Source organism: Selenomonas sp. oral taxon 138 str. F0429 (assembly GCF_000318175.2).
In the GTDB taxonomy this organism is placed as follows: domain Bacteria; phylum Bacillota; class Negativicutes; order Selenomonadales; family Selenomonadaceae; genus Centipeda; species Centipeda timonae.
Genome location: NZ_KB290930.1, coordinates 440,375 through 466,262, shown reverse-complemented (window position 1 = coordinate 466,262; position 25,888 = coordinate 440,375). Strand labels below are relative to the sequence as shown.

The following is a 25,888-nucleotide window of genomic DNA, read 5'->3' as shown; positions in this document are numbered from 1 at the left end:
TTCCCTCTAGTATCATTTTGGTAGCGGCAATGAATCCATGTCCCTGCGGATTTCACGGAGATAAGGATCATATATGTGAGTGTTCTGCGGGCGAGATCAAGCGATATACACGAAAATTATCAGGGCCGTTGCTTGACCGTATCGATCTTCATATCCGTGTGTCGCGTGTAACCTATGCGGATCTTCATGCTACGCGTAAGGCGGAATCCTCTGAATCCATTCGTCAGCGCGTTGTGGCGGCTCGCATTATTCAACGCGAGCGATTGCAGAGACACGGCCTCTTTTGTAATGCACAGATGAATCACAGTATGATAAAGAAATATTGCCAACTCGATAAGGACGCGGAAACACTGCTTGAGGCGGCGTTTCATCAGATTAACCTATCGGCACGCTCCCATGACCGCATTATCAAGGTAGCACGGACGATTGCCGATCTGGGGCAAAGTACGGCCATCACAGCGGCGCATATTGCGGAGGCAATACAGCTGCGCAGCGATGTCGGTCTGAATATTGATTGAATGCACCCGAAAACGGAGGACACGTCATGACCACGCAAATAAAATACGTGAAGTTGGAGATATTTATCCCTGAGTCGCATTTGCCCCAGCTGCGGCAGGTGCTCCGTTCGGTGGGGGCAGGACAGATCGGGAACTATGATAGCTGTCTTGCTTACTCCCGTGTGACGGGTTCATGGCGTCCGCTCGTGGGGGCGTCTCCGTACGAGGGGACAATCGGTGAACTCTGCGAGGCGCCGGAACTCAAGGTCGAGCTGCGCGTGTATGCGAATCGGGCAGAGGAGACGCTTGCGGCGATCAGAGCAATACATCCCTATGAGACGCCGGAGATTTTTGTCATCCCACTTCTGGGATAAAAGTGGGACGTATAGCCGTATATGTTCTTTACATTTTGTGATATAATAAAAAGGTCTTTGTTCGCAGAGATATTATTACAAAATGGAGGGGCAACACTTGGCTGAAAAAATCCGTCCTGATTTGCTCGCCTTTCTAAAGCCGAATGCCGCACATCTGCGCATTCTGGTGGTTGAGAGTCTGACGTATCTGCATAAGCTACGCAGTATGTTTCCGCAGGCAGAGCTCTATGTCGTTGCGGCTGAGCCGGACGAGGCGGAGATTGATGAGCTGTCAGAGGTTCACTGGCAGATTCTGGACTATCTTGTGGTGCCGCTACCCTATACGCGTGGATTCTTTGACTATATTATTTCGGATCTTACCTTTGAGAACGCCGACAATCCGCAGGATATTGCTGCGGGTTTTTCCATGTTTCTCAAGGAGACAGGAGCACTTCTCACGAGCTTCCGCAACATACGTCATTGGTCTGTGCTCCAAAATCTGATGGAGGGGCATTATTACAATATTGTTTCCCGGCTCTACGCCAGACGTGAGTTTGAAAATCTTCTCTATGCCTCGTTTTATAAAAGTGTCCGCGTGCGTCAGCAGCAGCGTGAAGCGCCGAAAGATCTGATTGAACGTCTCGTGACAGCAGGCTTTGAAAACGAGCAGGATGATCTGGAGACAGAGTTCTATCTCGTGCGTGCGGATCGTTCCATGCCAGAGCTTTCCCTGCTGAAATCCATGTATACGTCGGCTGAACGTGAGCGCATTGTACGTCTCATTCATCGGATTGAGTACGATGTGGAGAGTGCGGCATCAGTGTGCGGATTGTGGGATATGGTGGATCGCCTTGCGGTGTTTCCCGCATATCTATCTTCATTAGTGCGTGAGACTGTTGTCCATACAGAGCCGTTCTATCAGCGGATATCAGAGGAGCCAAATGGGCGGGGTGATTTTATTTACGAGATGATGGATGCGAGTGCGATGGAGAGCGTTGATCCGATCGAGCGAGAGTGCTATCGCAGGATGCAGAGAGATATGTCCAATGGAAAGAGATAAGAAGATGGATCTGGATCGGAATAGAGTCGCCTTCATCACTTGTGTCAACGATGAGGATGTATACAGTGAGTGTCTTTTGTATTTACAGTCGCTCCATATTCCCGATGGAATGACAGTGGATTACGTACCAGTACGGAATGCCGTCTCCATGTGTGCAGGCTATAACGAGGGGGCGCGCGCGACGAATGCACGCTACAAGGTCTATCTGCATCAGGATGTGCTTGTCGTCAACAAGAATCTTATCGCCGATCTGCTCTCAATTTTTGCGGATGAGACGGTCGGGCTGATCGGTATGATCGGCTGCCGCAGCCTGCCGCGCTCCGGCGTCTGGTGGGACGGGCTACGCACCTATGGACGCGTTCTCCATCACTGCGAGCCGGAGAGCGTTGTGGACTCGCACTGCATGGAGCCGGACGGGGCATACATTGATGTGGAGGCTGTGGACGGCCTCTTCCTCGCCACGCAGTATGACATTCGCTGGCGCGAAGATCTGTTCACGGGCTGGCATCTCTATGACACGTCGATGTGCATGGAGATGCAGCGGCATGATTTCAAGGTGGTCGTGCCAAATCAGGAAGAGGATTTCTGGTGCATCCACTGCCCGTGCGAAAAGCCGCTCGCGCCCGAATACAAGCGATATCAAAAGATTTTTCTGCATGAATACGGTGCAGAATTACATCCCGAAGTCTGAATAAATATGTGTAGAAAGGAGGTTCATGTCTATGCAGGAACAGCCGCCAAAGGCTGAACATGCGGCGGAGGAAAAGCTCAACTGGCTGAAGCTGGCCACGAAGTTCTCTGCCGACGGTGATCTGAAAGGTATGCGCGCTTGTGCTCAGGAAGTGAATCGTCTGATGGAGGGCGATGTCGACGCGATGGCCGTTAATGCCGAAGTGGCGCTCTACAGTGGTCGAATTGACGAGGCAGATGAGCTTGCCCAGAAAGTGCTACGTGCCCAGCCGCGCCATCCGCGTGCCCGCATGGTGCAGGCCGGACTTGCGGCGCTGGAGTTTCGTCTGGACGACGAGATACCGCTGCTCGCAGATCTGATTGAGGAACTGAGCTGCAAGGCGAAGGTGCTTGGCGAGGAGGATCTCTCCTACGCAATCTATCATCAGATGCTGAAGCGTGCACGCGGATGGCTTGCCGATGCGCTCTACCTGGCGGGAGAGGCAAAGGGGGCGGCTCATGAACTCCTTATGTCCAGTCGTCTTGCGGATGAGGCGGATGAAGCAGCGGAGCTCTACAGCAAGTATCTCTTCATGCGCAACTATCGCCATCTCGGAGCGAAAGAGGGACGGATCAAGGCGGAATACTATGACAGTCTCATAGATGTTCAGCCCTATGTGCATGACAATATCGTACGTTCATCGCAGCGAAAACTTCGCATTGGGTATATTTCGCCCGATTTTCGTGAGCATGCTGTCTCGTATTTCCTGACACCTCTGCTGCGTCATTTTGACGGCGAGCAGTTCATGGTGTTCTGCTATGCAACGGGCAGGAGCGATGCCGTGACGGAGCGTTTCCGCACACGTCGTGTCACATGGCGTGATCTGCGCGGACGCCAGCCGCGGACGGCGGCACGACTCATTGCAGAGGATAAGATTGATGTATTGGTGGATTTGTCTGGACATTCGCAAGACAACGCACTGCCGATTATGGCGTTCCGTCCTGCTCCTGTTCAGATTTCGGGGATCGGCTATACGAATACGACGGGACTGCACGTGATTGACTACTTCCTCTCCGATGAGATCTGCATTCCCAAGGGTGACCGCGCGGCAGAGGTCGGTTTTACCGAGCAGATTCTGCGCATGCCGCACTCCCACCTCTGCTATGCGCCCGAGGAGATCCGTGCAATGCCTGAGGCGGGGTATGAGACTCCCGTGCGCAGGAACGGCTATGTGACGTTTGGCAGCTTCAATAATTTTGCCAAGGTTACGGATGAAATTCTGCTCCTATGGCGTGGAATTCTCGAATCTGTTAAGGGCTCGAAGCTCATTATCAAGGGGAAGATCGCAAGCATTGACGCAGGGCTCAATTTTGCCAAGCACCGCCTCTCCTTGCTGAACTATGATCTTACACGCGTGGAATTTCGTCCGTATAGTCCGGACTACCTCGAGCAGTATCGGGACATTGACATCGCGCTCGATACCGCTCCCTATAACGGCGGCCTGACAACGTGCGAGGCGCTCTATATGGGGGTTCCTGTCATCTCGCTGCGCGGGCGCACGCACGGCTCCCGCTTCGGTGCCTCCATTTTGACAAATGCGGGCGTACGCGAGCTCGTTGCGGAGAACGACATCAACTATGTACGACGCGCGGTTCAACTTGCAGAGTCGCCAAAGCTGATCGAGGCGTACCATATGGGACTGCGCGCAAATATGAAGCGCTCGCCCCTGATGAACGTACAAGGCTATATGGAAGACTTGGAAAACCTATATCAGGAAATCTGGGAGAAATTCTGCGCATCGAAAATTTAGACTTGATGAGATAAATGAACGGAAGGGAGGAGAAGCATGGCCTTTGCACATCTGCATGTGCATACAGAGTACAGTCTGCTCGACGGTGCGAGCCGCGTCAAGGAACTTGTTCGGCGCACGAAGGAGCTCGGCATGGACGCAGTCGCTATGACCGATCACGGCGTTATGTACGGTGCTGTCCGATTCTATAAGGAAGCAAAGGCGCAGGGCATCCATCCCATCATTGGCTGCGAGGTCTATCTCGCGCCGCGTATGCGGCAGGAGCGCGCGGAGGTGGACGGCACACGCTACTACCATTTAATCCTTCTCGCCGAAAATGAAACCGGCTATCGCAATCTGGTGCAGCTAATATCCCTCGCAAATATCGAGGGATATTATTATAAGCCGCGTGTGGACAAGGAGCTGCTACGGAAATACCACGAGGGAATTATTGCGCTCTCTGCCTGTGTGGCGGGGGAAATTCCGCAGGCAATCCTGCGCGGGAATATGGAGCAGGCGGACGTGCTCGTCCGTGAATATGTGGAGATCTTCGGTCGGGAGAACTTCTTTCTCGAGATACAGGATCATGGTCTGCCTGAGGAAAAGACAGTCAACCATGCGCTTCGTGATCTTGCGAAAAAACATGAGATTAGCCTTGTTGCAACAAATGATGTGCACTATGTCCATGCAGACGATAGCGAATTTCATGACATTCTCCTCTGTGTGCAGACAGGGAGAACCATCAACGATCCTGACCGCATGAAGTTTTCGGGTCCCGATTACTATCTGAAATCGGAGCAGGAGATGGCGGCGCTCTTTGCGGACTATCCGGGGGCGATTGAGAACACGGCGAAGATTGCTACGCGCTGTCAGGTGGATTTCACCTTTGGAGAACTGCAGCTCCCGTTCTATCCCTTGCCCGCGCCCTATGAGAGCGACGACGCGTATCTTCGTGCACTTTGTGAGGAGCGCCTCTCTGCGCGTTATGCGGATGTCACGGATGAAATTCGCGAGCGCCTCTCCTATGAGCTTGGCGTCATTCGCGACATGGGATATGCGAGCTACTTCCTCATCGTGTGGGACTTCATCAACTACGCGCGGAAGCACGGCGTTGCCGTTGGTCCCGGGCGTGGTTCCGCAGCGGGCAGCATTGTCGCCTATCTCCTCGAGATCACGAATATCGATCCACTGCAGTATGCGCTCCTCTTTGAGCGCTTCCTCAATCCGGAACGCGTATCCATGCCGGATATTGATATCGACTTTGACGATATCAACCGCGGGAAGATGATTTCGTATGTAAAGGAGCGCTATGGCGACGACCATGTCGCACAGATTGCCACCTTCGGTACGATGGGAGCGAAGGGCGCGATTCGCGATGTCGGGCGTGTGCTTGAAATGTCGTTCAGTGAGGTTTCGACCATCACGAAGCTTGTTCCTGCGGAACTAAACATCACGTTGGAGCGCGCCCTCAAAGAGTCGTCGGACTTCCGCCGTCTCTATGACGAGGACGAGAGTGTTCGCAGGGTGATCGACCTTGCGCGAAGGATCGAGGGGCTGCCGCGCAATATCTCCATTCATGCAGCAGGCGTTGTGATTGCGAAGGAACCGCTTGCGAGCCAGGTGCCCGTCTGGGTCTCGGAGGGGACGCTCGTTACGGAGTTCGACAAGGACGATGTGGAGGCACTCGGTCTGCTCAAGATGGACTTTCTAGGGCTGCGTACCCTCACCATTATTGCAGATACAGTGCGTCATGTACGTGCATCGCATGGGATTGAACTGGATGTTGATGCAATACCGCTTGTCGATGAGAAAACATCACGAATGCTGTGTAATGGAGATACAGGAGCTGTATTCCAGATGGAGTCGGCGGGCATGACGAATCTTGTCAAGGATCTGCAGCCGAAGGGCTTTGTCGATCTTATTCCGACGGTGGCACTCTATCGACCGGGACCACTCGGCAGCGGCATGGTGACGGACTTCATCGACGGTCTGCATGGGAACAAAGAGGTTGTCTATATGCATCCTCTCCTTGAGCCGATCCTAAAGGAGACATTCGGCGTTGTGCTCTATCAGGAGCAGGTCATGCAGATTGTGCAGGTTCTCGCAGGGTTCAGCCTTGGACAGGCGGATCTGCTACGCCGTGCGATGGGGAAGAAGAAACATGACCTCTTGATGGCACAGAAGGAAATCTTTTTGCAGGGCTGTGCGAAGAACGGGCTTGAGACATCGCTTGCGAACCATATCTTTGATCTCTTGACGCATTTTGCGGACTATGGGTTCAACAAGTCCCACAGTGCCGCCTACGGTCTGCTTGCATGGCAGACGGCATATCTCAAAGCACATTATCCCGTAGAGTTTATGGCGGGCGTACTGACGAGCATTATGGACAAGACGGACAAGATCCCCGTCTACATTCAGCTCTGTCGCCAGATGGGGATCAAGATTCTGCCCCCCGACATCAATTCGAGTGCGGCGACATTCGGCATTGAGGACGGTGCGATCCGCTTCGGGCTTGCTGCCGTGCGCAATGTCGGTGAGAATGCGATTGTGAGCATGGAGCGCGTGCGTGCGGAGGGCGGCAAGTTCCGCTCGCTTGTGGACTTCTGCGCGCGCGTCGATATGCGTACGGTCAACAAGCGCGCAATCGAAAGCCTCATCAAATGCGGCGCGTTTGACAGCATCGGTACGGAGCGCAATCAACTGCTTGCATCCCTTGATGCTGCGATGCAGGATGCGGCTCGTCGTCAGCGCGATGTGCTGAGCGGACAGGGCGGTCTCTTTGGCGAGGAAACGATGGAGGAGGTTCAGCAGATTGCCGTCTCCGGAGATGTTCCGCCGAGTACAGCACGCGAGCGTCTGACGTGGGAAAAGGAAACGACGGGTTTTTATATTACAGGCCACCCACTGGACGATTACAGCGATACGCTCTCCGCACTGCTCTCCATCGGTGAGATCCCGAATACCGTTCGTAAGGATCGCCAGCTTGTACGCATCGGCGGCATACTGACGAATACGAAACGCTTTACAACGAAGAAAGGCGACACTATGCTCTTTGCGGAGTTGGAGGATTTCAGCGGCAAGATTGAGGTGACGGTGTTTCCGCGCGTCTTCTATGCGCACGTGTCCGATTTGGAGACGGATATGATTCTCGTCGTGGAGGGGCATGTCGATACGACGGGCGAGGAGCCGAAGCTGCTCGCCGATCAGATCTGGCGGATGAGCGAATATCGTTCATCCTTCTATCTGATCCCGTCCGCCGATGCCGACCGACGTACGCTGTGGACTAAGATGCAGGAACTCTTTGCCGCGCATCCGGGGGAGCATCCCGTCTATGTCCGCAGTGACGGGCGCTGGCGTCAGCTGGGAGAACACTACTGGATTGACGGCTCGGCGGCGGTGCGGCAGGCACTTACGGAACTCATGGGCGAGAGCGCGGTCAAGGTGCGATAGGGAGCGATATGGAAGAACGACTGCAGAAGATCCTCAGCCATGCGGGCGTGGCGTCACGACGAGCAGTAGAGGAAATGATTCGTGCGAGGCGCGTGGCGGTGGACGGTACTGTTGTGACGGAGCTCGGCGCGAAGTATGACCCTGTGCGGCACGAGATCACCGTTGATGGTGTACGAATAGGGGCGGAAGAGCAGAAATACTACATCCTCCTCAACAAACCGCGCGGCTATCTCTCGACGGCACGGGATGATCGGGGACGCAAGACCGTGCTCGACCTCCTGCCCGACTTTTCGGCACGTCTCTATCCCGTGGGACGATTGGACGCAGATACGGAGGGGCTGCTCCTCATTACGAATGACGGCGCGATGACGCAGGGTCTCCTGCATCCGCGCTTTGAGATCACGAAAACATATCATGCGGAGATTGTCGGGGAAGTCACAGAAGCGGGGCTTGCCCAGCTGCGCCGTGGGATTCTCCTCGAGGACGGCATGACTGCTCCTGCAAGGGTACGAATCCTCAGGGCAGAGGAAGGACGCACGGTGGTCGAGACGATCATTCACGAAGGGCGCAATCGTCAGGTGCGCCGTATGTTTGCGGCGATTGGCTGCCGCGTCGTCTCCCTGCGGCGCGTGCGATTCGCGCAGCTGACGCTGAGAGGACTTGCCTGCGGGGCATTCCGTCATCTGACGGCAGAGGAGATTCGGGCGCTGCGTGAAATTGCGGGGGTGGCAGACAGTGAAGAAGATCGTCATAGTGGGCGCGGGCCCTGCGGGAATGATGGCAGCAACCGCAGCGGCAGAGTGCGGCGGGAGCGTCCTGCTCATGGAGAAGATGTCGCGCGTCGGGCGCAAGATGATGATTACGGGAAAAGGCCGCTGCAACGTCACAAGCGCAGACGAGATTCCTGACATCATCAAGAATATTGTTGGGAACGGAAGATTCCTCAACAGCAGTCTGCGCGCCTTTGACAATGTGGATGTCATGGCGTTCTTTGAGCGTCTGGGCGTACCGCTCAAGACGGAGCGTGGCAATCGTGTCTTTCCCGTGAGCGACCGTGCGCTCGATGTGGTGGATGCTATCGTGCGCCATCTGCACGATCAAAAGGTCGAGATTCGGACGAATGCAGCGGTGACGGAACTCATCATCGAGGACGGTCGTGTGTGCGGTGTCCGACTTGCGGACGGCACACAGATCGAGGCGGCTGCCGTGATCCTCGCGATGGGCGGTGCCTCCTATCCCGCGACGGGGTCGACGGGTGACGGCTATGCGCTTGCGCGTGCGGCCGGGCACACGGTAACGGAGATTTTTCCCGCGCTTGTCCCGCTCGTAACAAGCGATGCGTGGGTGAAGGATGTACAGGGGCTCTCTCTGCGCAATGTGCGCGCGACCCTCTACCATGCGGGCAGGAAGGAGCAGGATTTCTTTGGAGAAATGCTCTTTACGCATTTTGGCGTAACGGGTCCCATTATTTTGCAGCTGAGCCGCCGCACGTCGGAACTCTTTGCGGCGGGACAGGGGGAGCTCGAGCTGCGGCTGAATCTGAAACCCGCACTGACACACGAGAAACTGCGCGAGCGCGTGGAGCGCGACTTTGTAAAGTACGAGCGCAAGCAGCTCCGTAATGCAATGATCGATCTCCTGCCAAAGCGCCTGATCGATCCCGTACTGAATGCGGCAGACCTCTCGCCCGAGCGCTCCGCCCAGCAGGTCTCCGCCAAGGAGCGGGAACGTCTCGTACACACCTTGCAGGCGCTGGCGTTGCGGGTCACGGGGACGCGTCCCATTGCAGAGGCGATTGTGACGGCGGGCGGCGTTGCGACGCGAGAGATCGATCCGCGCACAATGGAGTCCAAACTTGTGAAACATCTCTATTTTGTCGGCGAACTGGTCGATGTGGATGCGCATACGGGCGGCTACAATTTACAGGCGGCGTTTTCGATGGGACATGCCGCCGGTTCTTACAGCGTTTGGAATTTGGAAGGGGACAAGTGAATGGCAGAGATTCAAACGATTGCGCCCGTGCGGCACGGCTGGCAGGGCGAGGTCGAGATTCCGGGCGACAAGTCCATCTCGCACCGTAGCGTCATGTTTGCGGGGCTGGGCAATACGCCCGTTCATATCAGGAATTTTCTCCATGCGGCGGACTGCCTCTCGACGGTCGGCGTCATGCGCGCGCTCGGCGTGGATGTGGAGTTTTTGAATGAGAACGAGCTGATCGTTACGGGGAAGGGGCTGCACGGTCTGATCGAGCCGATGACGGTGCTCGATGCGGGCAACTCCGGGACGACTCTGCGCCTCATGATGGGACTGCTCGCTCCGCAGCCCTTCCTCTCGACATTTTGCGGTGACGCATCGCTGACGCGCCGCCCGATGGGGCGCGTGCTCCTGCCGCTCTCCGCGATGGGCGCACGAATCTACGGGCGAAATACAAACAACAATCTCCCGCTTACGATTGTACCGACGGGAGAGAAGCTGCGCGGCATCCACTATGAGAGCCCTGTTGCGAGTGCACAGGTCAAGTCTGCAATTCTGCTTGCAGGGCTCTATGCTGATGCACCGACTACCGTGACAGAGCCATATGTATCGCGTGACCATACGGAGCAGATGCTCGCGGGCTTTGGCGTGCGTTTGGAGCGCACAGGGACGAACGTTACTTTATTCCCCGTGGAGGAGGGTGGCTATCGTGCGCCCGAGGAAATCACCGTGCCCGGGGATATCAGCTCGGCAGCGTACTTCCTCGTCGCAGGTACAATCATCGAGGGCAGCCGACTCCTGCTGAAAAATGTGGGCATCAATCCGACGCGTACGGGCATTCTCGACGTACTCACAGAGATGGGCGCTAATATTCAGCTCGAAAACGAGCGCACGAGCGGCGGGGAGCGCGTGGCGGACATCATTGTCGCGTCGGCGTCCCTGCGCGGCATCTCCTTTGGTGCGGAGATCATGCCGCGCCTCATCGACGAGATTCCCGTGATCGCGGTCGCCGCGCTCTTTGCCGAGGGCGATACCGTCATCACGGGCGCGGGCGAATTGCGTGTGAAGGAAACCGACCGTCTCCACGCAATCGCCGAGGAGTTTCAAAAGCTCGCGCCCAGCAGCGTCGAGGAGCAGGAGGACGGGCTCATCATCCACGGAAAAACTGAGATACGTCAGGCGCAGGTCAGCAGCTGGGGCGATCACCGCATGGCAATGTCGCTTGCCGTCCTCGGCGTGGCGGCGGAGGGCGTTCGGATCGAGGAGCCGGACAGCGTGAATATCTCATATCCGGCATTCTTCTCCGAGATGGAGCGTCTGAGCAAAGGAGGATCTTTATGAAGCGTGTGATTGCGATTGACGGCCCCGCAGGTGCGGGCAAGAGCACCGTCGCCAAGATTGTGGCGGAAAAGCTCGGCTATACCTATATCGACACGGGCGCGATGTATCGCGGCGTTGCCTGGAAAACCCTGCGGGATGACAAAGAGGCGACCGATGAGGCGATTCTGCGTGCGGTTCACGATATCGACGTGCGCCTTGCCTGCACGAAGAGTGGTACGCGCGTCACGGTCGACGGCACGGATGTGACCGCTGAGATCCGCACGCCCGAGGTCACGCATATCGTCTCGCGCGTCGCGGCACTCGGCCCCGTCCGCGAGAAGATGGTGGAGCTGCAGCGCGCGATGGCGGTGGACGGTGCCGTCGTGATGGATGGGCGCGACATCGGGACGAATGTGCTGCCAAATGCCGACGTGAAGATCTTCCTCACGGCATCCGTGGAGGAACGCGCACGCCGCCGCTATGACGAGATGGTGGCAAAGGGCTATGCCGTTGACTTTGATGAGCTGAAAGATGAGATTGCATCCCGTGACAAGCAGGACAGCGAGCGCACAATCTCACCTCTGCGGCAGGCGGAGGACGCTGTGCTGCTCGACTCGACGGCGCTCTCCATCGACGACGTTGTCGCGCGGATCTTGGAACTATCGGAATAGGCGGGGCGGATATGCTTTACGGATTTTTACAGTATTTCTTCCGATTGATTTTCTATACCCTTTTCCGCACGCGCGTCTATGGACGTGAGAATATCCCCGCTGAGGGCGCGGTCATCCTCGCTGCAAACCACGCGAGCAATATCGACCCGCCGCTCATGGCGAGCCTCATCGTGCGCCCCGTCAGCTACATGGCGAAGATCGAGCTGTTCGAGAATCCGATCTTCGGCGCGGCGATTCGCCGCTGTCATGCCTTTCCCGTGAAGCGCGGCGCATCCGACCGCGGCGCGATCAAGGCGGCGGTTACGGTGCTGAAGGAGGGGCGCGTTCTGGGGCTCTTCCCCGAGGGCACGCGCAGCAAGACGGGCGAGCTGCAAAAGGCGGAGGCGGGCGTCGCTCTCATCGCCGCCATGACGGGCGCACCGATTGTGCCCGTTGCCATTCTGAACTCGCATCGTATCTTTGCAAACGGTGGTCTGATACCGCAGCTGCGCATTATGTACGGCACGCCGATCTCCTTTCACGGCGACCGTAAGAGCAAGGAGTCGCTGGATTCCTTCTCCGAGGAGATCATGGCAGAGATTGCGCGGATGAAGGATGAACTTGCACGCAAGTGAATAGAACGTGAGGTGAGGAAGTGGAGCTGTTTGATGTTCTGCCCGAGCGTTTTTTCGGGCTGCTGGCGGGGAAATGCCGGCGGATCTATGCGGAGGCGGGACTCTGCCTCTACGAGCAGTACCGCCTTGCCCAGTTCGGCATCGAGCAGGAGATTCTGCGCGATAAATTCTAGGAGCTGATCGAGAGCTGGGCGGAAGCCGGCGTTGCGTACGAGGATGAGGACTTTTTGGCGAAGGATGCCGGCGCGGAGGAGTCGCGCGCCAAGGCGAATCACATGATCCGTCGCATGAAGGAATTCGGCTGGCTGGACTATGAGCAGCGCGAGAACTTCAAAATATTTATTTTGCTCCCACATTACAGCAGCCGCTTGTGGGGGCTTTTTGCAAATCTCTGCGAGGGGCGGGCGGTGGAGTATCAGCGCTTTGCCTTCACGACCTATCAGGTTCTCTCAGGCGAGGCGGCAAAGGCGCAGCCGAGCATGGCTGTGCTCGAGGCGGAGCGGCTCGCCGAGGAGTTCGTCGAGGAACTGCGCATTCTGCTGAATAATATCAAGAGCAAGATGGAACAGGTCTCCGCACAGACGAGTCTGCAGGACGTGCTGTCCCATCATTTCGTCGAATATCGTGCGGATATCGTGGATCGCAGCTATCATCGCCTCAAGACCTCGGATCACGTCTCGCGCTATCGTATCCGCATCCTACAGGAAGTGCAGGAGATACGGCAGAACAAGGAGCGTCTGCGTGCCCTCTGCGACGATGCCGTGCGCCGTCAGCTTGCCGACTCGGTGGAGGCTGCGGAATACCGCATGAACGCATCGCTGCAGACGATTGAGGAGATCTATCGGGGACTTGATGATATGTTTGCCCAGATCGACCGTCGCCACAATCAGTATGTGCGCGCGTCCTACGAGCGTGCGCTGTACTTGCAGCAGGCGGGCAGTGCTCGAACGGAAAGCATGATTGCGGGCGTTCTCCTCGCCATAGCCGAGGCGCGCGAGGAGGGGAGCGAGGTCGGCGGGCTGTCGCGTCTCTTCCGTCTGCAAGCGATGGATATGCTACTGCCTGCATCCCGCTATGTACCGCGTAAGAAGCGCATTCTGGAACCGGCTGCGGCAACGCCCGTGCGCAGCGTTGACGAGGAGCTGCGTCAGCGTGTGCGGCGTGAGAGTGCGGAGCGCGTTGCGCGCGGCATCTCGCGGCAGAAAATCGAGGCGTGGATTCTGGAGGTGCTCGGACAGCGCGGCTCGATGGAGATCGAGGAACTGCTGACCATCCTCCGTGAGACGGCGGAGCCCGACCTCCTGCAGCTGCTCTACGTCTATCTCTACGGGCATGACGAGCTGGCACGATATCAGCTGGGCAGGCACAAGGAGATACGCGAGCAGGATACGATACGATACAGCAACCGCACGCTCAGGCGCAGGGAGAAGAGAAGATGAAGCTGGAACTGCTGAACGAAGAGGAGCGCACACGCATCCAGAGCGTCATACAGTCGCTTTTGGCGTGCAATTTTTTGACGCGCGAACACGATGCGGCACTCTACATTGCGGCGCGGCGCTACCGCGAAGAGCTTGCGGAGTACTTTCAGGTGATCGGCTGGGAGTTCCGCGTGGACGAGCGCTATGAGATCGTGTGGCTCCTCTCCACGGGGATGGCGCACAGGCGATCCCTGACGTTGGAGGAGAGCATATGGCTGCTCGTATTGCGCCTCATCTATGAGGAAAAGCGTACAGGGCTGAACCTGAGCACCTTTCCAATGACCACGCTCGCGGAGATCCGTGCCAAGTATCTGGCACTGCATCTGCCCGACCTCAAGAAAACAGCGCTGCAGCGCCTCACACAGCTCTCGAAGCAATACCGCCTCGCAGATGTACTCGATCGGGAGCTGTCCGAGGAGGCGCGCATCCGCCTCTTCCACACGCTTGTGCTTGCCGTCGACGGGGAGGAGCTGTCGGAACTGCACAAGAGACTGGAGATCTATCGGCAGAGAAAGGAGGAGGACGATGAAGAAGCTACGGAAAATGAAGGTCATTAATTGGCATTATTTCGATGAGGACGAGATTTCCTTCGGCTCGGCAACCATGCTCTCGGGGCACAGCGGCGCGGGCAAGTCCACACTGCTCGACGCCTTGCAGTACATCTTCATTGGGAGTCAGACACAGGCGCGGTTCAACGCTGCGGCGACGCAGGAGGCTCGGCGGACGCTGCTGCACTATCTGCGCGGCAAGATCAAGGCAGAAGGGGTACAGTATCTGCGCGCGGATGAATTCACCTCCTACATCGTGCTGGAATTCTATGACGATATAAAAAAAGTTTCCTTTCTTGCAGGATATGTGGTCGATGTCTTCCGCGATGACAGCTTGCAGGAGGAATTCTTCCTGCTCGATCGACGTGCCCTCTCGGAGGTCGAGTTTCGTGGGGAGGACGGCGCGCTCTATACACGGGAGGCATTTCATCGGCGCTATGCACACGGCAGCAGCGTCTTCGAGACGGGGAAGAAGCAGTGGCAGCGGCGCCTGATGAACCGTCTGGGGCAGCTTTCTGCACGCTTCTTGCCGGCTTTTTCACGCGCGCTCGCCTTTCGCCCCATCAATCAGGTGCGCGATTTTATCTATGAGTACATCCTCCTCCCGCGCGATCTGAAATTGGACGTCCTGCGCGAGGTGTTCTACTCCTACCAGAAATTCGAGCGCGATCTGCAGGGGCTGCGCGCGTAGAAGCGCGAACTGGAAACGCTGCAGGAGCACTATGATTCCTTCTGCAAGTGGCGGGATACGGCATGCGAGCAGGAATTTGTCCTCCTGTCCTACAGGCATATGCGCGAGGCGGAAAAGCTGGATGCGGGGCGCATGCAGAAAGAGGCGTGCCGCGAACGTGTGGATGAGCTGCAGATCAAAATGCACGAGCAGGAGCGGCTGTCCGAGCGCAGGAACCTCGAACAGCAGGAGGCATATGCCGCGTGGCAGGGCAATGATACAAAGCGAAGGCGTGACGAACTGCTTGCAGCACAGAAGGAATGCGAGGAGAAGCAGCGTGCGCTCAGAGCATCCCATCGACAGCTGCAGCAGAAAATGCTGCGGGAATCCGAGCGAATTGCAGCGCTTGCCGCATATCCTGCGGGCGAATTCTATGCGCTGCCGGAGGGCGCGGCGGCATCCTTGGGCGAGCTGTCGCAGATACTCACACATACGGCAGAGGATGATGTACAGGCGGAGGAGATTGGGCAGCTACAAGGGGGGCTGCGCGATGGCGGCACACTGCTCGCTGAGATCGGCGCAGGGATGCAGCGCGGCGCACTCCTCTTGGAACAGGAGCAGACGGCAGCCGGAGCGAGGCAGGAGGAACTGCGCGCAGAGATTGACGGGCTCAAGCGACGGCAACGCAAATACCGCCCCGAGATGACGCGGCTCAAGGAGCTCTTGGAGCAGCGGCTTGCGGGACGCTCCGGGGTCTATGTGCTCTGCGAGGAGCTGGAGATTCTGGACGAGGCGTGGCGCGACACGCTGGAAGGCTATCTGAACACCCAGCGCTTCGATCTCCTCGTGGATGAGTCTGTCTTTCGTGAGGCGCTGCATATCTATGAGCGTGAAAAGAAGCAGCGCCATTTCGACGGCGTCGGGCTTGTCAATACGGAGGCAGAGAAAAAGTATCTCGGCGTACAGGAAAACGGATCGCTTGCAGCCCTCCTGCAGGCGAAGAATCCCCTTGCACAGGCACGCATTGACCATCTGCTTGGGTCGGTTATGCAGGCTGCAGACGAGCAGGAGATGATAACGTATCGGAGGGCCGCAACCAAGAGCTGTATGTCCTACAAGGGGCTTGTGGCGCGTCAGATACCACGGCGCTTCTATGAGATCCCGTACATCGGCGCGGGCGCGATTGAGCGTCAGCTAGAGATCCGTCAGCGGGAGTTGGAGGAGGTGCGTCAACGACTTGCTGCGCTCGCAGAGGAAGCGCGCCGCATGCAGACATTTGCCGACCTTCTGCACGAGCCTCTGCATCGGTATGGAGATTTTGCCGAGCAGCTGAGCGTCCTGTCCGAACTCGAAGCCTGCGCAGCGGAGCTGGCGCGGATGGCTGAGGAGCTCTCCGGCATGGATCTCAGCGAGGCGGAGCGCCTGAAAGCCGCCTATGAGGAGGCGCGTCAGCACGCAGAGGAGGCGGCACGCGCATGCAGTGAGACGACGAAGGAGCAGGTCCGTGCCGAGTCTGCGCTCGACCAGGCGGAGCGCGCACTGCCGCTTCTTGCACGCGCGGAGGAGGAGTCGGGGCAGGCGGTTCGGGCGTGGCGCGATGCCTATCCGGAGCTGTCCGAGGCAGCCGAGGCGCGTCTTGCCGCTCTCATGCAGGAGGCACACGGCGAGCGCAGCATGGTGGAGCGTCTGCAGAGCTACGAGAGCAGCCGGCGCGGCAACGAGACGCGGCGTGACAATATGTGGCAGCAGCTGCTCGTTGCTCGCGAGCGCTACGGGCTGGAACACGGCGACACGGGGCACGTCTATGACCCCGATCATGCCTACTACGCACAGATCCACGCCCGCCTCGCGGCGACGGATATTCCCGCCTTCGAGGAGAAGGCGCGCGAGGCTTTGGCGCAGTCGGAGATGGAGTTCAAGGCGCATTTCATCTTCAGTATGCGCGAGGCGATCGAGAGTGCGCGGCATGAATTCCGCGACCTGAACTATTCGCTCGATCAATTTCAGTTCCACAAGGATAAATACAGCTTCCTCATCACGCCCAGCGCGAAGTACAAGCCGTTTTACGATGCGGTCATGACGGCGGATTGGGAGATGGCGGGCGGGCTCTTTGCGGAGACCAATGCGGCGGCAAACGAGCAGGCGATGGAGCTGTTTGAAAAACTGGTCAAAGGAACGCCCGAGGAGCAGGAGGAGTTCTCCGACTATCGGCGCTATCTCGACTACGATATCCGCATCACGGATACGGCGGGGCAGTCCTATCTGTACTCGCGCGTTCTGCGGCAGACCTCGGGCGGCGAGACGCAGACGCCGTTCTACATTGCAATCCTTGCCGCGTTTCAGCAGATTTACAACGACAAGACCATACGCCTCACCGTCTTTGACGAGGCGTTCAACAAAATGGACGAGGAGCGCATCAAATCCTGCATTCAGCTCATCAAGCGCATGGACATGCAGCTGATTGTCGCCGTCCCGGATGAGAAGCTCGCCGCCATTGCCCCCCTGATGGATCAGTCGATCATCGTAACAAATGCGGGCAATCACTGCTTTACCGATGAATTGGGCGATGTGCGGACGTGGGAGAAGGGGATGACACATGAGGCAAGTGGAGAGCAGGACTTACTATGAGCGGGAGATTCTGAGCATCCTTCTCGAAAAATACGAACGCAGCAACGCTGCCATCGGCGGGGCGGGACGGCGGCCTCAGTTTCGCCTACGGAAATCACCGCTTGCCTCTGCCTATGCGGACGAGCTTGATGCGGATCGGCGTGAGGCAATCGAGGCGGCGGCAGAGGAACTCGAACGGCAGGGCATGATCTCTGTCGTGTGGGAGCGTCATGGCACGGGACGGATCGAGCGCATTCTGCTTGCAGTGGATGCGGCGCAGCTCTATGAACGTATGGGGCGCACAATGCCGCTTGTGCGCGTTGAGGAGTACCGTTCTGAGATTTCGCGGCTGGCGGCGGCAAAGGGCATATGGATACGGCGCTGCTGCAATGCGGCGAACGAGATATTGTCAGCGAACAAGCTTCCATCCTTCCTGCCTAGGGAGAAGGAGATTCGCGCGGGTCTGATCCGCGCCATCCTCTCGCTGCCCGCTGCGGGGGAGAATGCCATACCGAAGCGCGTATTCAGTCAGCGCGTCTTTGGCGACAGCAAGTATTTTGAACGATGCATCGAGGCGCCCCTGCTCATCCTTCTGCGGCGCTTTGCAGAGGAACCCTGTGAAACAGATGCCGCGTATCTGGATATGGCGGGCATCACGGGTCATCATGGGAAAGTATGGATTGCAGGGCGCATGGATTTTTCGCTGCATGACAGAGCGTATATGCTTGCCGACTTTGCGGGCGGGATCGAGCTGACGTATGACACCGTTGCAGCAATGGAGATTGACGCACTGCCGCCCTCCATCCTGACAGTCGAGAATCTGACGAATGCAGAGGTCCTTGCACAGGAGGGGGCGGATTACCTCCTCATCTATACGGCGGGATTTCCAAATCGCACCATACAGGCGTTGCTGTCGAAGATTTCGAGAATGCAGCCCCCTGATATAGCGCATTGGGGGGATCTGGACTATGGCGGGATTCGCATTTTTGAATATCTGCGCAAGAACTTCTTTTCCCATCTGATGCCGTATCGGATGGACGTGGAGGAACTGCGCGCCCATCGTGCCTTTGCCCAAAACTTGACGGACGCACAGAAAAAACGCCTCAAGGCGCTTCTTTGCCGTGAGGATTTTGCCCTGTGGCACGAACTCATCCGCGTCATGCTCGCCGAGGGCATATGGTTGGAGCAGGAAGCGCTCTTGTGGGAAAATGATATGACATCGTAGGAGAAAAATCCACTCGGATCTGTGTCTGTCGCAGGGGTGATCCGCAGATTCGCATTTCCTGCAATCATCACATACCCGTCAAAGAAAATATGCAGACAATTTACAGAAAAAAGGAATATGATGTGCGAAAGAAAGGGGGCTGTTCGTTGCAGGTATCGATACTGGCGAGCGGGAGCAAGGGGAATTCTGTCTATGTGGAGCTGGACGGCGCGCGCATCCTCATTGACGCGGGCATCAGTGCGGCGCGGATCACAAAGGGGCTGCGCGCGCGCGGCGTCGAGCCGCAGTCTCTGGACGCTGTGCTCGTGACGCATGAGCATATCGACCACGTGCGAGGGCTGAGGACGCTCGCCAAGCAGTACCATGTGCCGATCCTCGCCACGCGTGGAACGCTTGCGGGCATCGACGGCGGCGCGGCATTTGCGGAGGACATGCACCGCATTTCAGATGATTTCACGGTCGGTGCTGTGACCGTGCGCCCCTTTCCGATCTCGCATGATGCGGCGGAGCCGTGTGGCTTCCGACTCGAAGGCTCGCACTGCTGCACGCTGGCAACGGATCTCGGTGTTGTGACTGAGACGGTGCAGGATGCGATGGAGGGGGCGGACGTGCTCGTACTTGAGGCGAATCATGACGCCGACCTCCTGCGTCAGGGCAGCTACCCGTGGCCGCTCAAGCGGCGCATTCTCTCGAATCGCGGACATCTTGCGAACGGTGACGCCGCATGGGCGCTCACGCGTATGAAGAAGCCACCGCACAAGGTCTATCTCGCGCATCTCTCGGAGGAGAACAACCGTCCGACGCTCGCGCGCGATACGGTGAATGACATCCTCGCCTCACGCGGCATCACGCTCGACATAGAGAGCTGTCTGCCGGAGGGTGGGGCAGAAATTATTATGTGAAAAGGAGATGTTTCTATGAACATCCGAATCAAGAAGCGCAAGGGCATTGCCCTCGTCGCCGCAGCTGTCATGGCGTCTTTTGTCATCTTCGGCGGCTGCTCGATGGGGACGGCGGCAGACAACACGGTCGGCGGCATGAAGCCGGCGCAGACGGTCGACGTTTCAGGTCTTTCGGAGGCACGCAATACCCCCGTCGTCCGTGCAGCAAAGGCGGTTGGCCCTGCCGTCGTCGGTATCACGAACAAGGCGGTCGCCCGTGACTGGTTCAACAACCCTGTCGAGACGGAGGGCGTCGGCTCCGGCGTGATCTTCCGCAGTGACGGCTACATCGTGACAAACAATCATGTGATTGACGGGGCGAAGGAGATCATTGTCTCGCTCTCCGATGGGCGCAGTCTCAAGGGCAAGCTTATCGGGCAGGATGAATTCACGGATCTCGCCGTGGTAAAGGTGGATGAAAGTAATCTGCCGACGGCGACCTTTGGCAACTCGGATACGGTTGTGGTCGGTGAGCCTGCGATTGCAATCGGCAACCCGCTCGGGCTTGAGTTTCAGGGCAGCGTTACCGTTGGTGTCATCAGTGCACTGAACCGCACGCTCGATGTCAGCGACAAGCGTGTAAAGCTGCTGCAGACCGATGCGGCAATCAGCCCCGGTAACTCGGGCGGTGCGCTTGTCAATGCGGATGGTGAGGTCATCGGCATCAACAGTGCAAAGGTTGCTGCTGCTGCCGTCGAGGGCATGGGATTTGCCATCCCGATCAATACGGTGCAGACCATCGTGAACGAACTGATCGAAAAGGGCTATGTGGCGCGTCCGTACCTTGGTGTATCCGTCTTTGACCCAGCGACGGCGGCACGCTACGGCTATCAGCTGAACATCGACAAGGGCGTCTACATCTTCCGCCTGACGCTCGACGGCCCGTGCGGCAAGGCAGGCTTCCAGCGCGGCGACATCATCCTCGAGATCGACGGCGAGGAGGTCAACAGTGTTGCGGAGCTGCGCACGAAGATCGCCTCGTACAAGGTCGGCGACAAGGTGACTGTGACCTACGACCGCAACGATACGAAGCGCAAGGCAGAGGTCACGCTCGAAGAAATGCCGCAGGATGACCGGTGAAGATCACCGTTGTCTGTGCAGGGAAGCTGAAGGAGAAATATCTGCGCGAGGGAATCGCGGAGTATGAGAAACGTCTGCGCCCATACGCGGACGTGCGCACGATCGAGATTGCAGAGGAGCGGATGAAGGAAAAGCCCTCCGCTGCGGAAAAGGCGGATATCCTGCGCCGCGAGGGGGAGCGCCTCCTCGCACAGGTGCCGCAGGACGCCTATCTCATCGTCTTGGATGTGGGCGGCGCGGAGCTCTCCTCGGAGGAGTTTTCGGCAAAGATTGACACCCTCACCGTTGGCGGGCGGAGTCATATCGCCTTTCTGATCGGCGGTCCCTTTGGGCTTGCGGATGAGGTCAGGAGACGTGCTGATCTGCGCCTTTCGTTCTCGCATTTTACGCTCCCGCATCAGCTCATCCGACTCTTTCTCATGGAGCAGATCTACCGCGCGTTCAAGATCAGCAGGGGAGAACCCTATCACCTGTAAATTTTGGAGAAGTGCCGCAATCGGCACTTCTTTTTTGTATTTCCACTGCATATTGTATTCATGCCTGTAATCCCTATACAAACCTTTGTGCCGTGTGCTATACTCAGTCACGTTCGATGAAGGGCACCGAACAAACAGAGGGAGGAATTATAATGTCTGACATGAAGCAGTATGTAAATGATATTCTCGATCTGGTGTCGAAGCGCGACCCCGATCAAACGCATTTCAAGAATACGGTATCCGAGGTTCTGACATCCGTCGTTCCCCTTTTGGAGAAACACCCCGAGTACAAGGAGCACAAGATCCTCGAGCGCATGATCGAGCCGGATCGCATCATCTCGTTCCGTGTGCCGTGGGTGGATGACAAGGGGGAGATCCAGGTCAACCGTGGCTATCGCGTACAGATGTCGAGCACGCTTGGCCCGTACAAGGGCGGGCTGCGTTTCCATCCTAGCGTCACGCTTGATATCTTGAAGTTCCTCGCATTTGAGCAGGTCTACAAGAATGCTCTGACGGGACTTCCGATCGGCGGTGGCAAGGGCGGCTCGGACTTCGACCCGCATGGTCGCTCCGACAACGAGGTCATGAAGTTCTGCCAGAGCTTTATGACGGAGCTCTATCGCCACATTGGCCCGAACGTGGACGTTCCTGCGGGCGACATCGGCGTCGGCGGCCGCGAGATCGGCTATCTCTTCGGCCAGTACAAGCGCATCCGCGACTCCTATGACGCAGGCGTCCTCACGGGCAAGCGCACGGACTACTGGGGCAGCCTTGCGCGTACCGAGGCGACAGGCTATGGACTCCTCTACTTTGTGCAGGATATGCTCGAGGCAAAGGGCATCGACATTGCGGGCAAGACGGTCGTCGTATCCGGCGCGGGCAATGTTGCGACCTATGCGATCGAAAAGGCGCAGGAATTCGGCGCAAAGGTTGTCACCTGCTCCGACTCGAACGGCTACATCTACGATCCGGACGGCATCGATCTCGCAGCGCTCAAGGACATCAAGGAAGTCCGTCGTGCGCGCATCAAGGAGTATGCGGACACGCATCCGAATGCAGAGTATCACGAGGGCTGCACGGGCGTATGGTCGGTGAAATGCGATATCGCGCTCCCGTGCGCAACGCAGAGCGAAATCGATCTGGAGTCTGCAAAGCTGCTCGTTGCAAACGGCGTGCAGGCGGTTGGCGAGGGCGCAAATATGCCGTCCACGCTTGACGCGATTGCGTACTTCCAGAAGAACGGTGTTCTCTTTGCTCCTGCAAAGGCGGCAAATGCGGGCGGCGTTGCAGTCTCGGCACTCGAGATGTCGCAGAACTCCGAGCGTCGTCAGTGGACGTTTGAGAAGGTTGATAAGCGCCTCCGCAAGATCATGAGCCACATCTACCGCGATGCAAAGAAGAATGCGGAGCTCTACGCTGACCCCGACGATCTCGTCGCAGGTGCAAACATCACTGCGTTCTCGAAGGTTGCGGATGTTATGCTCGCACACGGGCTCGTGTAAGACTATAATCACAAATCAAGGGCTGCTTCGGCAGCCTTTTTTGTGCATAAAGCGGAGAAGTGTGCTATAATAGGCGGGATTTTACTGAGAAACTCACAGGAGGCGTATATTTACAGTGGATATTGCATTGGTAGAATTGGTGAAGGTCGTCATTCTCGGCATCGTGGAAGGTCTGACGGAATGGCTGCCCGTGTCCAGTACGGGGCATATGATCCTCGTCGATGAGTTCATCCGTCTCGATGTGTCGACGGCGTTCATGGATATGTTCCTCGTCGTCATTCAGCTCGGGGCGATTCTCGCCGTTGTCGTGCTGAATGCGGAGAAGCTCAATCCGTTTCTGAGCAGCAAGTCGCAGGCGGAGCGCCGCGCAACTCTCGACCTCTGGGGCAAGGTCATCGTTGCCTGTCTGCCCGCAGCCGTGATTGGACTTGCCTTCAATAAATATATGGAAGAGCATTTCATGAATGCGCCCGTGGTCGCCTCCATGTTAATTCTCTATGGCGTGCTCTTCATCGTGGTGGAGCGTTGGAACAAGCGCCGCACGCCGCGTGTGGACGCCCTCTCTGCGCTTGATTACCGCACGGCGTTCATCATCGGCATGTTTCAGGTGCTCTCGCTTGTGCCGGGCACAAGCCGCTCAGGCGCGACGATCCTCGGCGGCATCATCTTCGGTGCGAGCCGCTACGTTGCGACGGAGTTCACCTTCTTCCTCGCGATTCCCGTCATGTTCGGCGCATCCTTTTTGAAACTCGTCAAATTCGGATGGAACTACTCGGGCACGGAACTTGTCATTCTGGGCGTTGGCATGGTTACGGCATTCATCGTCTCCATCCTCTCGATCCAGTTCCTCCTGCGCTATATCAAACGCAATGATTTCACGGCATTCGGCTGGTACCGCATCGCGCTCGGCATCATTGTGCTCGCCTATCTCTTCCTGATCGGCGATCCGACGAAGGAGTAAATCATGAAGATGATTGCGGGGCTCGGCAACCCCGGCGCGGAGTATGCCCAGACGAAGCACAACGTCGGCTTTATGCTCGTGGACGCGCTCGCGGAGCGGCTGAACGCGCCCGCATGGAAGGAAGATTTTTTTTCGGCTGTCACAGAGGTGCGCATTGGCGGCGAGAAGGTCTTTCTCGTCAAGCCGCTCACCTATATGAACAACAGTGGCGAGGCGATCGGCCCCATGCTTTCCTACTATAAGATGGCGGCGGATGATCTGACCGTCGTTCACGATGACATGGACATCCCTGCGGGGACGGTGCGCATTCGGAAAAAGGGCAGCTCGGGTGGGCACAACGGCATCAAGTCTATCATTGCACACGTCGGTGGTGAGAACTTTGCGCGAGTCCGCATCGGCATTGGCAGACCGCCTGCAGGATGGACGGTCATCAATCACGTGCTCTCGCCGTTCCTTGCGGAGGATGTGCCGAAGATTCGCGAGGCAATAAGCTATCTCCTGCCCGCCGTCGAGTGCATCGTGACGGACGGCGTGGATCTCGTGATGAACCGCTACAACCCGCACAAGAAGAAGGCGCGAAAACAAGAGGAGAGTCATGAAGGCGAAAGCAGCGAAGCGTGCACAGCGGAGTGAGATCACGGCGGTCTACGCCGACCGTCGCGGAAACATCTGCGAGGCAGAGGGCGTGCGTGGGATGGGGCGCATTGGTTCGTCCAATCTTCCGCTCCGTTCTGACGATCTGATTCCTCTTCCCGAGAGCGCCGATCTCATGTTTATGCCCGATCATCTGGCTGCAGGGCAGGGCGCTGACGGCACGGAGAAGCGCATCGTGGGCACGGCGGTCGCGGCAATCCTCCCGCAGGGCTATACGCGCACGCATCTGCCCGCATTCGACCGCATGGAGGGCGCTGCGCCGCTGCCGCTCTACGGATATACCGCTGTCGTCTCCCATCACGGGCAGCTCTGCGTCGCCGCCGTCTATACGGATGAAAACGAGAAATGGGATCCTGCCAACTACAACGGAAAGGAACTCAAAAAACTCGTGCGTCGCACGATGAAGGAGCTGCCGCATAACCGCATTGTGGAGCAGGTCGGGAACTGCTCGCTGAACTATCACTGCCTGACGGCGCAGAATCTCTTCTACAGGCGTTGGGAGTGCGGCGTACCGACATCGCCTGTATGCAATGCGAATTGTCTCGGATGTATCTCGCTGCAGAGCTCGGAGTGCTGTCCCTCGCCGCAGGAGCGCATTACATTTTCGCCGACGCCGGAGGAGATTGCCGAGGTCGGCATCTACCATCTCTCCATTGCACCCGACGGTATCATCAGCTTTGGGCAGGGCTGCGAGGGTGAGCCGTCACTTGCGGCGGATCGGATTGCCGAGGGAATTCGTAGGATTCGCGCCGTGACGCAGCGCGGGCAGATCAATATGAACTCGAACGCGGGCTTTCCCGCAGGGATGCGCAAGATTGTGGACGCGGGACTCGACTCCCTGCGCGTCTCCATCATCAGTGCACGCGACGAGAGCTATGATGCATATTATCGCGCAAGTTATCCGCTGGACAACGTAAAGGAATCCCTCCGTTACGCGCTCGATCACGGCGTCTACGTCTCGCTGAACCTCCTGCACTTCCCGGGCTTTACGGATCGTGTGGAAGAGCTTGCAGCGTGGCAGGAATTCTTTCGCGTTCTGCCCGTTCAGATGATACAGATGCGGAATCTGAACATTGACCCGACGATTTTCTTGCAGACGATGCCGCAGGCAGAGGGCGCACCCGTCGGCACGAGGGCATTTATGGAGGCGCTTCACGCGGAGTTCCCGCAGCTTGTGATCGGCAGCTTCAGTCACTATGTAAATGATTGACTTCTCGTACAATATCGGATAGAATGACCCTGTGTATCGTAGATGCATAGGGATTTCTTTTATGGAAAAGATATAGGAATCGCTGATAAAATGAAGTCCGTCAAATTGGCGTAGATTTTTTCGTCCGAACAAGGAGGC

Annotated in this window: 23 protein-coding genes and 1 pseudogene; all 24 read left to right on the top strand. The window is 57.4% G+C overall.

What is annotated here, in order from left to right; translation table 11 throughout:
• The coding region (locus HMPREF9163_RS12330) for an ATP-binding protein (protein WP_037345871.1) at window positions 1-518 on the top strand (518 nt) is incomplete at its 5' end.
• 26 nt (window positions 519-544) lie between these two features.
• On the top strand, window positions 545-871 hold the full coding sequence (gene cutA / locus HMPREF9163_RS03660; RefSeq protein ID WP_009440315.1) for a divalent cation tolerance protein CutA: 327 nt from the start codon (window positions 545-547) through the stop codon (window positions 869-871).
• 97 nt (window positions 872-968) lie between these two features.
• On the top strand, window positions 969-1,910 hold the full coding sequence (locus HMPREF9163_RS03655) for a hypothetical protein (RefSeq protein WP_037345870.1): 942 nt from the start codon (window positions 969-971) through the stop codon (window positions 1,908-1,910).
• Complete coding sequence (locus HMPREF9163_RS03650; protein ID WP_009440313.1) at window positions 1,897-2,601, top strand: glycosyltransferase family protein; 705 nt, start codon at window positions 1,897-1,899, stop codon at window positions 2,599-2,601. Before HMPREF9163_RS03655 ends, HMPREF9163_RS03650 begins: the two co-directional genes overlap by 14 nt.
• Window positions 2,602-2,632: 31 nt before the next feature.
• On the top strand, window positions 2,633-4,390 hold the full coding sequence (locus HMPREF9163_RS03645) for a hypothetical protein (RefSeq protein ID WP_037345868.1): 1,758 nt from the start codon (window positions 2,633-2,635) through the stop codon (window positions 4,388-4,390).
• A 36-nt stretch (window positions 4,391-4,426) separates the two neighbouring features.
• Window positions 4,427-7,819 (top strand): DNA polymerase III subunit alpha, encoded by a 3,393-nt coding sequence (locus HMPREF9163_RS03640; protein WP_009440311.1) that lies wholly within the window; start codon window positions 4,427-4,429, stop codon window positions 7,817-7,819.
• An 8-nt stretch (window positions 7,820-7,827) separates the two neighbouring features.
• Window positions 7,828-8,496: pseudogene (locus tag HMPREF9163_RS03635) on the top strand (pseudouridine synthase); the annotation flags it as partial.
• 58 nt (window positions 8,497-8,554) lie between these two features.
• Window positions 8,555-9,811, top strand: a complete 1,257-nt coding sequence (locus HMPREF9163_RS03630) for an NAD(P)/FAD-dependent oxidoreductase (protein ID WP_037345867.1) — start codon at window positions 8,555-8,557, stop codon at window positions 9,809-9,811.
• Window positions 9,812-11,134, top strand: a complete 1,323-nt coding sequence (gene aroA, locus HMPREF9163_RS03625; protein ID WP_009440308.1) for a 3-phosphoshikimate 1-carboxyvinyltransferase — start codon at window positions 9,812-9,814, stop codon at window positions 11,132-11,134.
• A complete protein-coding gene (cmk, locus tag HMPREF9163_RS03620; protein WP_009440307.1) occupies window positions 11,131-11,784 on the top strand; it encodes a (d)CMP kinase in 654 nt (217 codons plus the stop codon). The genes aroA and cmk overlap by 4 nt, the downstream gene beginning before the upstream one ends.
• Window positions 11,785-11,795: 11 nt before the next feature.
• Window positions 11,796-12,398: a 1-acyl-sn-glycerol-3-phosphate acyltransferase gene (locus HMPREF9163_RS03615; protein WP_009440306.1), complete on the top strand. Its 603-nt coding sequence runs from the start codon at window positions 11,796-11,798 to the stop codon at window positions 12,396-12,398.
• 20 nt (window positions 12,399-12,418) lie between these two features.
• Window positions 12,419-12,571, top strand: a complete 153-nt coding sequence (locus HMPREF9163_RS12325) for a hypothetical protein (protein ID WP_009440305.1) — start codon at window positions 12,419-12,421, stop codon at window positions 12,569-12,571.
• A gap of 54 nt (window positions 12,572-12,625) precedes the next feature.
• A complete protein-coding gene (locus HMPREF9163_RS03610) occupies window positions 12,626-13,837 on the top strand; it encodes a Wadjet anti-phage system protein JetA family protein (protein WP_009440304.1) in 1,212 nt (403 codons plus the stop codon).
• Window positions 13,834-14,433 carry a DUF4194 domain-containing protein gene (locus HMPREF9163_RS03605; RefSeq protein ID WP_009440303.1) on the top strand — a complete coding sequence of 200 codons (600 nt, stop codon included), beginning with the start codon at window positions 13,834-13,836 and terminating at the stop codon, window positions 14,431-14,433. Before HMPREF9163_RS03610 ends, HMPREF9163_RS03605 begins: the two co-directional genes overlap by 4 nt.
• Window positions 14,402-15,115 (top strand): ATP-binding protein, encoded by a 714-nt coding sequence (locus tag HMPREF9163_RS12320; RefSeq protein WP_232296656.1) that lies wholly within the window; start codon window positions 14,402-14,404, stop codon window positions 15,113-15,115. The genes HMPREF9163_RS03605 and HMPREF9163_RS12320 overlap by 32 nt, the downstream gene beginning before the upstream one ends.
• A gap of 99 nt (window positions 15,116-15,214) precedes the next feature.
• Entirely contained in the window at window positions 15,215-17,722 is a 2,508-nt protein-coding gene (locus tag HMPREF9163_RS03600) for an SbcC/MukB-like Walker B domain-containing protein (RefSeq protein ID WP_009440301.1), read from the top strand.
• Window positions 17,691-18,926, top strand: coding sequence for a Wadjet anti-phage system protein JetD domain-containing protein (locus tag HMPREF9163_RS03595; RefSeq protein WP_009440300.1), 1,236 nt, complete (start codon window positions 17,691-17,693; stop codon window positions 18,924-18,926). Before HMPREF9163_RS03600 ends, HMPREF9163_RS03595 begins: the two co-directional genes overlap by 32 nt.
• Before the next feature lie 89 nt (window positions 18,927-19,015).
• On the top strand, window positions 19,016-19,828 hold the full coding sequence (locus HMPREF9163_RS03590; RefSeq protein ID WP_009440299.1) for an MBL fold metallo-hydrolase: 813 nt from the start codon (window positions 19,016-19,018) through the stop codon (window positions 19,826-19,828).
• 15 nt (window positions 19,829-19,843) lie between these two features.
• A complete protein-coding gene (locus tag HMPREF9163_RS03585) occupies window positions 19,844-20,947 on the top strand; it encodes a S1C family serine protease (protein ID WP_009440298.1) in 1,104 nt (367 codons plus the stop codon).
• Complete coding sequence (rlmH, locus tag HMPREF9163_RS03580; protein ID WP_009440297.1) at window positions 20,944-21,423, top strand: 23S rRNA (pseudouridine(1915)-N(3))-methyltransferase RlmH; 480 nt, start codon at window positions 20,944-20,946, stop codon at window positions 21,421-21,423. Before HMPREF9163_RS03585 ends, rlmH begins: the two co-directional genes overlap by 4 nt.
• 152 nt (window positions 21,424-21,575) lie before the next feature.
• Entirely contained in the window at window positions 21,576-22,925 is a 1,350-nt protein-coding gene (gene gdhA, locus HMPREF9163_RS03575) for an NADP-specific glutamate dehydrogenase (protein ID WP_037345863.1), read from the top strand.
• A gap of 115 nt (window positions 22,926-23,040) precedes the next feature.
• Window positions 23,041-23,886 (top strand): undecaprenyl-diphosphate phosphatase, encoded by an 846-nt coding sequence (locus HMPREF9163_RS03570; RefSeq protein WP_009440295.1) that lies wholly within the window; start codon window positions 23,041-23,043, stop codon window positions 23,884-23,886.
• Window positions 23,887-23,889: 3 nt separating this feature from the next.
• Entirely contained in the window at window positions 23,890-24,519 is a 630-nt protein-coding gene (pth, locus tag HMPREF9163_RS03565; protein WP_009440294.1) for an aminoacyl-tRNA hydrolase, read from the top strand.
• Window positions 24,482-25,750, top strand: a complete 1,269-nt coding sequence (locus tag HMPREF9163_RS03560) for a radical SAM protein (RefSeq protein WP_009440293.1) — start codon at window positions 24,482-24,484, stop codon at window positions 25,748-25,750. Before pth ends, HMPREF9163_RS03560 begins: the two co-directional genes overlap by 38 nt.
• Window positions 25,751-25,888 lie beyond the last annotated feature (138 nt).

Coding starts and splice junctions, on each gene's coding strand:
- cutA (WP_009440315.1), top strand. CDS start 545: ATGACCACGCAAATAAAATACGTGAAGTTGGAGATATTTATCCCTGAG.
- HMPREF9163_RS03650 (WP_009440313.1), top strand. CDS start 1,897: ATGGAAAGAGATAAGAAGATGGATCTGGATCGGAATAGAGTCGCCTTC.
- HMPREF9163_RS03645 (WP_037345868.1), top strand. CDS start 2,633: ATGCAGGAACAGCCGCCAAAGGCTGAACATGCGGCGGAGGAAAAGCTC.
- HMPREF9163_RS03640 (WP_009440311.1), top strand. CDS start 4,427: ATGGCCTTTGCACATCTGCATGTGCATACAGAGTACAGTCTGCTCGAC.
- aroA (WP_009440308.1), top strand. CDS start 9,812: ATGGCAGAGATTCAAACGATTGCGCCCGTGCGGCACGGCTGGCAGGGC.
- cmk (WP_009440307.1), top strand. CDS start 11,131: ATGAAGCGTGTGATTGCGATTGACGGCCCCGCAGGTGCGGGCAAGAGC.
- HMPREF9163_RS03615 (WP_009440306.1), top strand. CDS start 11,796: ATGCTTTACGGATTTTTACAGTATTTCTTCCGATTGATTTTCTATACC.
- HMPREF9163_RS03605 (WP_009440303.1), top strand. CDS start 13,834: ATGAAGCTGGAACTGCTGAACGAAGAGGAGCGCACACGCATCCAGAGC.
- HMPREF9163_RS12320 (WP_232296656.1), top strand. CDS start 14,402: ATGAAGAAGCTACGGAAAATGAAGGTCATTAATTGGCATTATTTCGAT.
- HMPREF9163_RS03600 (WP_009440301.1), top strand. CDS start 15,215: ATGCGCGAGGCGGAAAAGCTGGATGCGGGGCGCATGCAGAAAGAGGCG.
- HMPREF9163_RS03595 (WP_009440300.1), top strand. CDS start 17,691: ATGAGGCAAGTGGAGAGCAGGACTTACTATGAGCGGGAGATTCTGAGC.
- HMPREF9163_RS03590 (WP_009440299.1), top strand. CDS start 19,016: ATGCAGACAATTTACAGAAAAAAGGAATATGATGTGCGAAAGAAAGGG.
- HMPREF9163_RS03585 (WP_009440298.1), top strand. CDS start 19,844: ATGAACATCCGAATCAAGAAGCGCAAGGGCATTGCCCTCGTCGCCGCA.
- gdhA (WP_037345863.1), top strand. CDS start 21,576: ATGTCTGACATGAAGCAGTATGTAAATGATATTCTCGATCTGGTGTCG.
- pth (WP_009440294.1), top strand. CDS start 23,890: ATGAAGATGATTGCGGGGCTCGGCAACCCCGGCGCGGAGTATGCCCAG.
- HMPREF9163_RS03560 (WP_009440293.1), top strand. CDS start 24,482: ATGAAGGCGAAAGCAGCGAAGCGTGCACAGCGGAGTGAGATCACGGCG.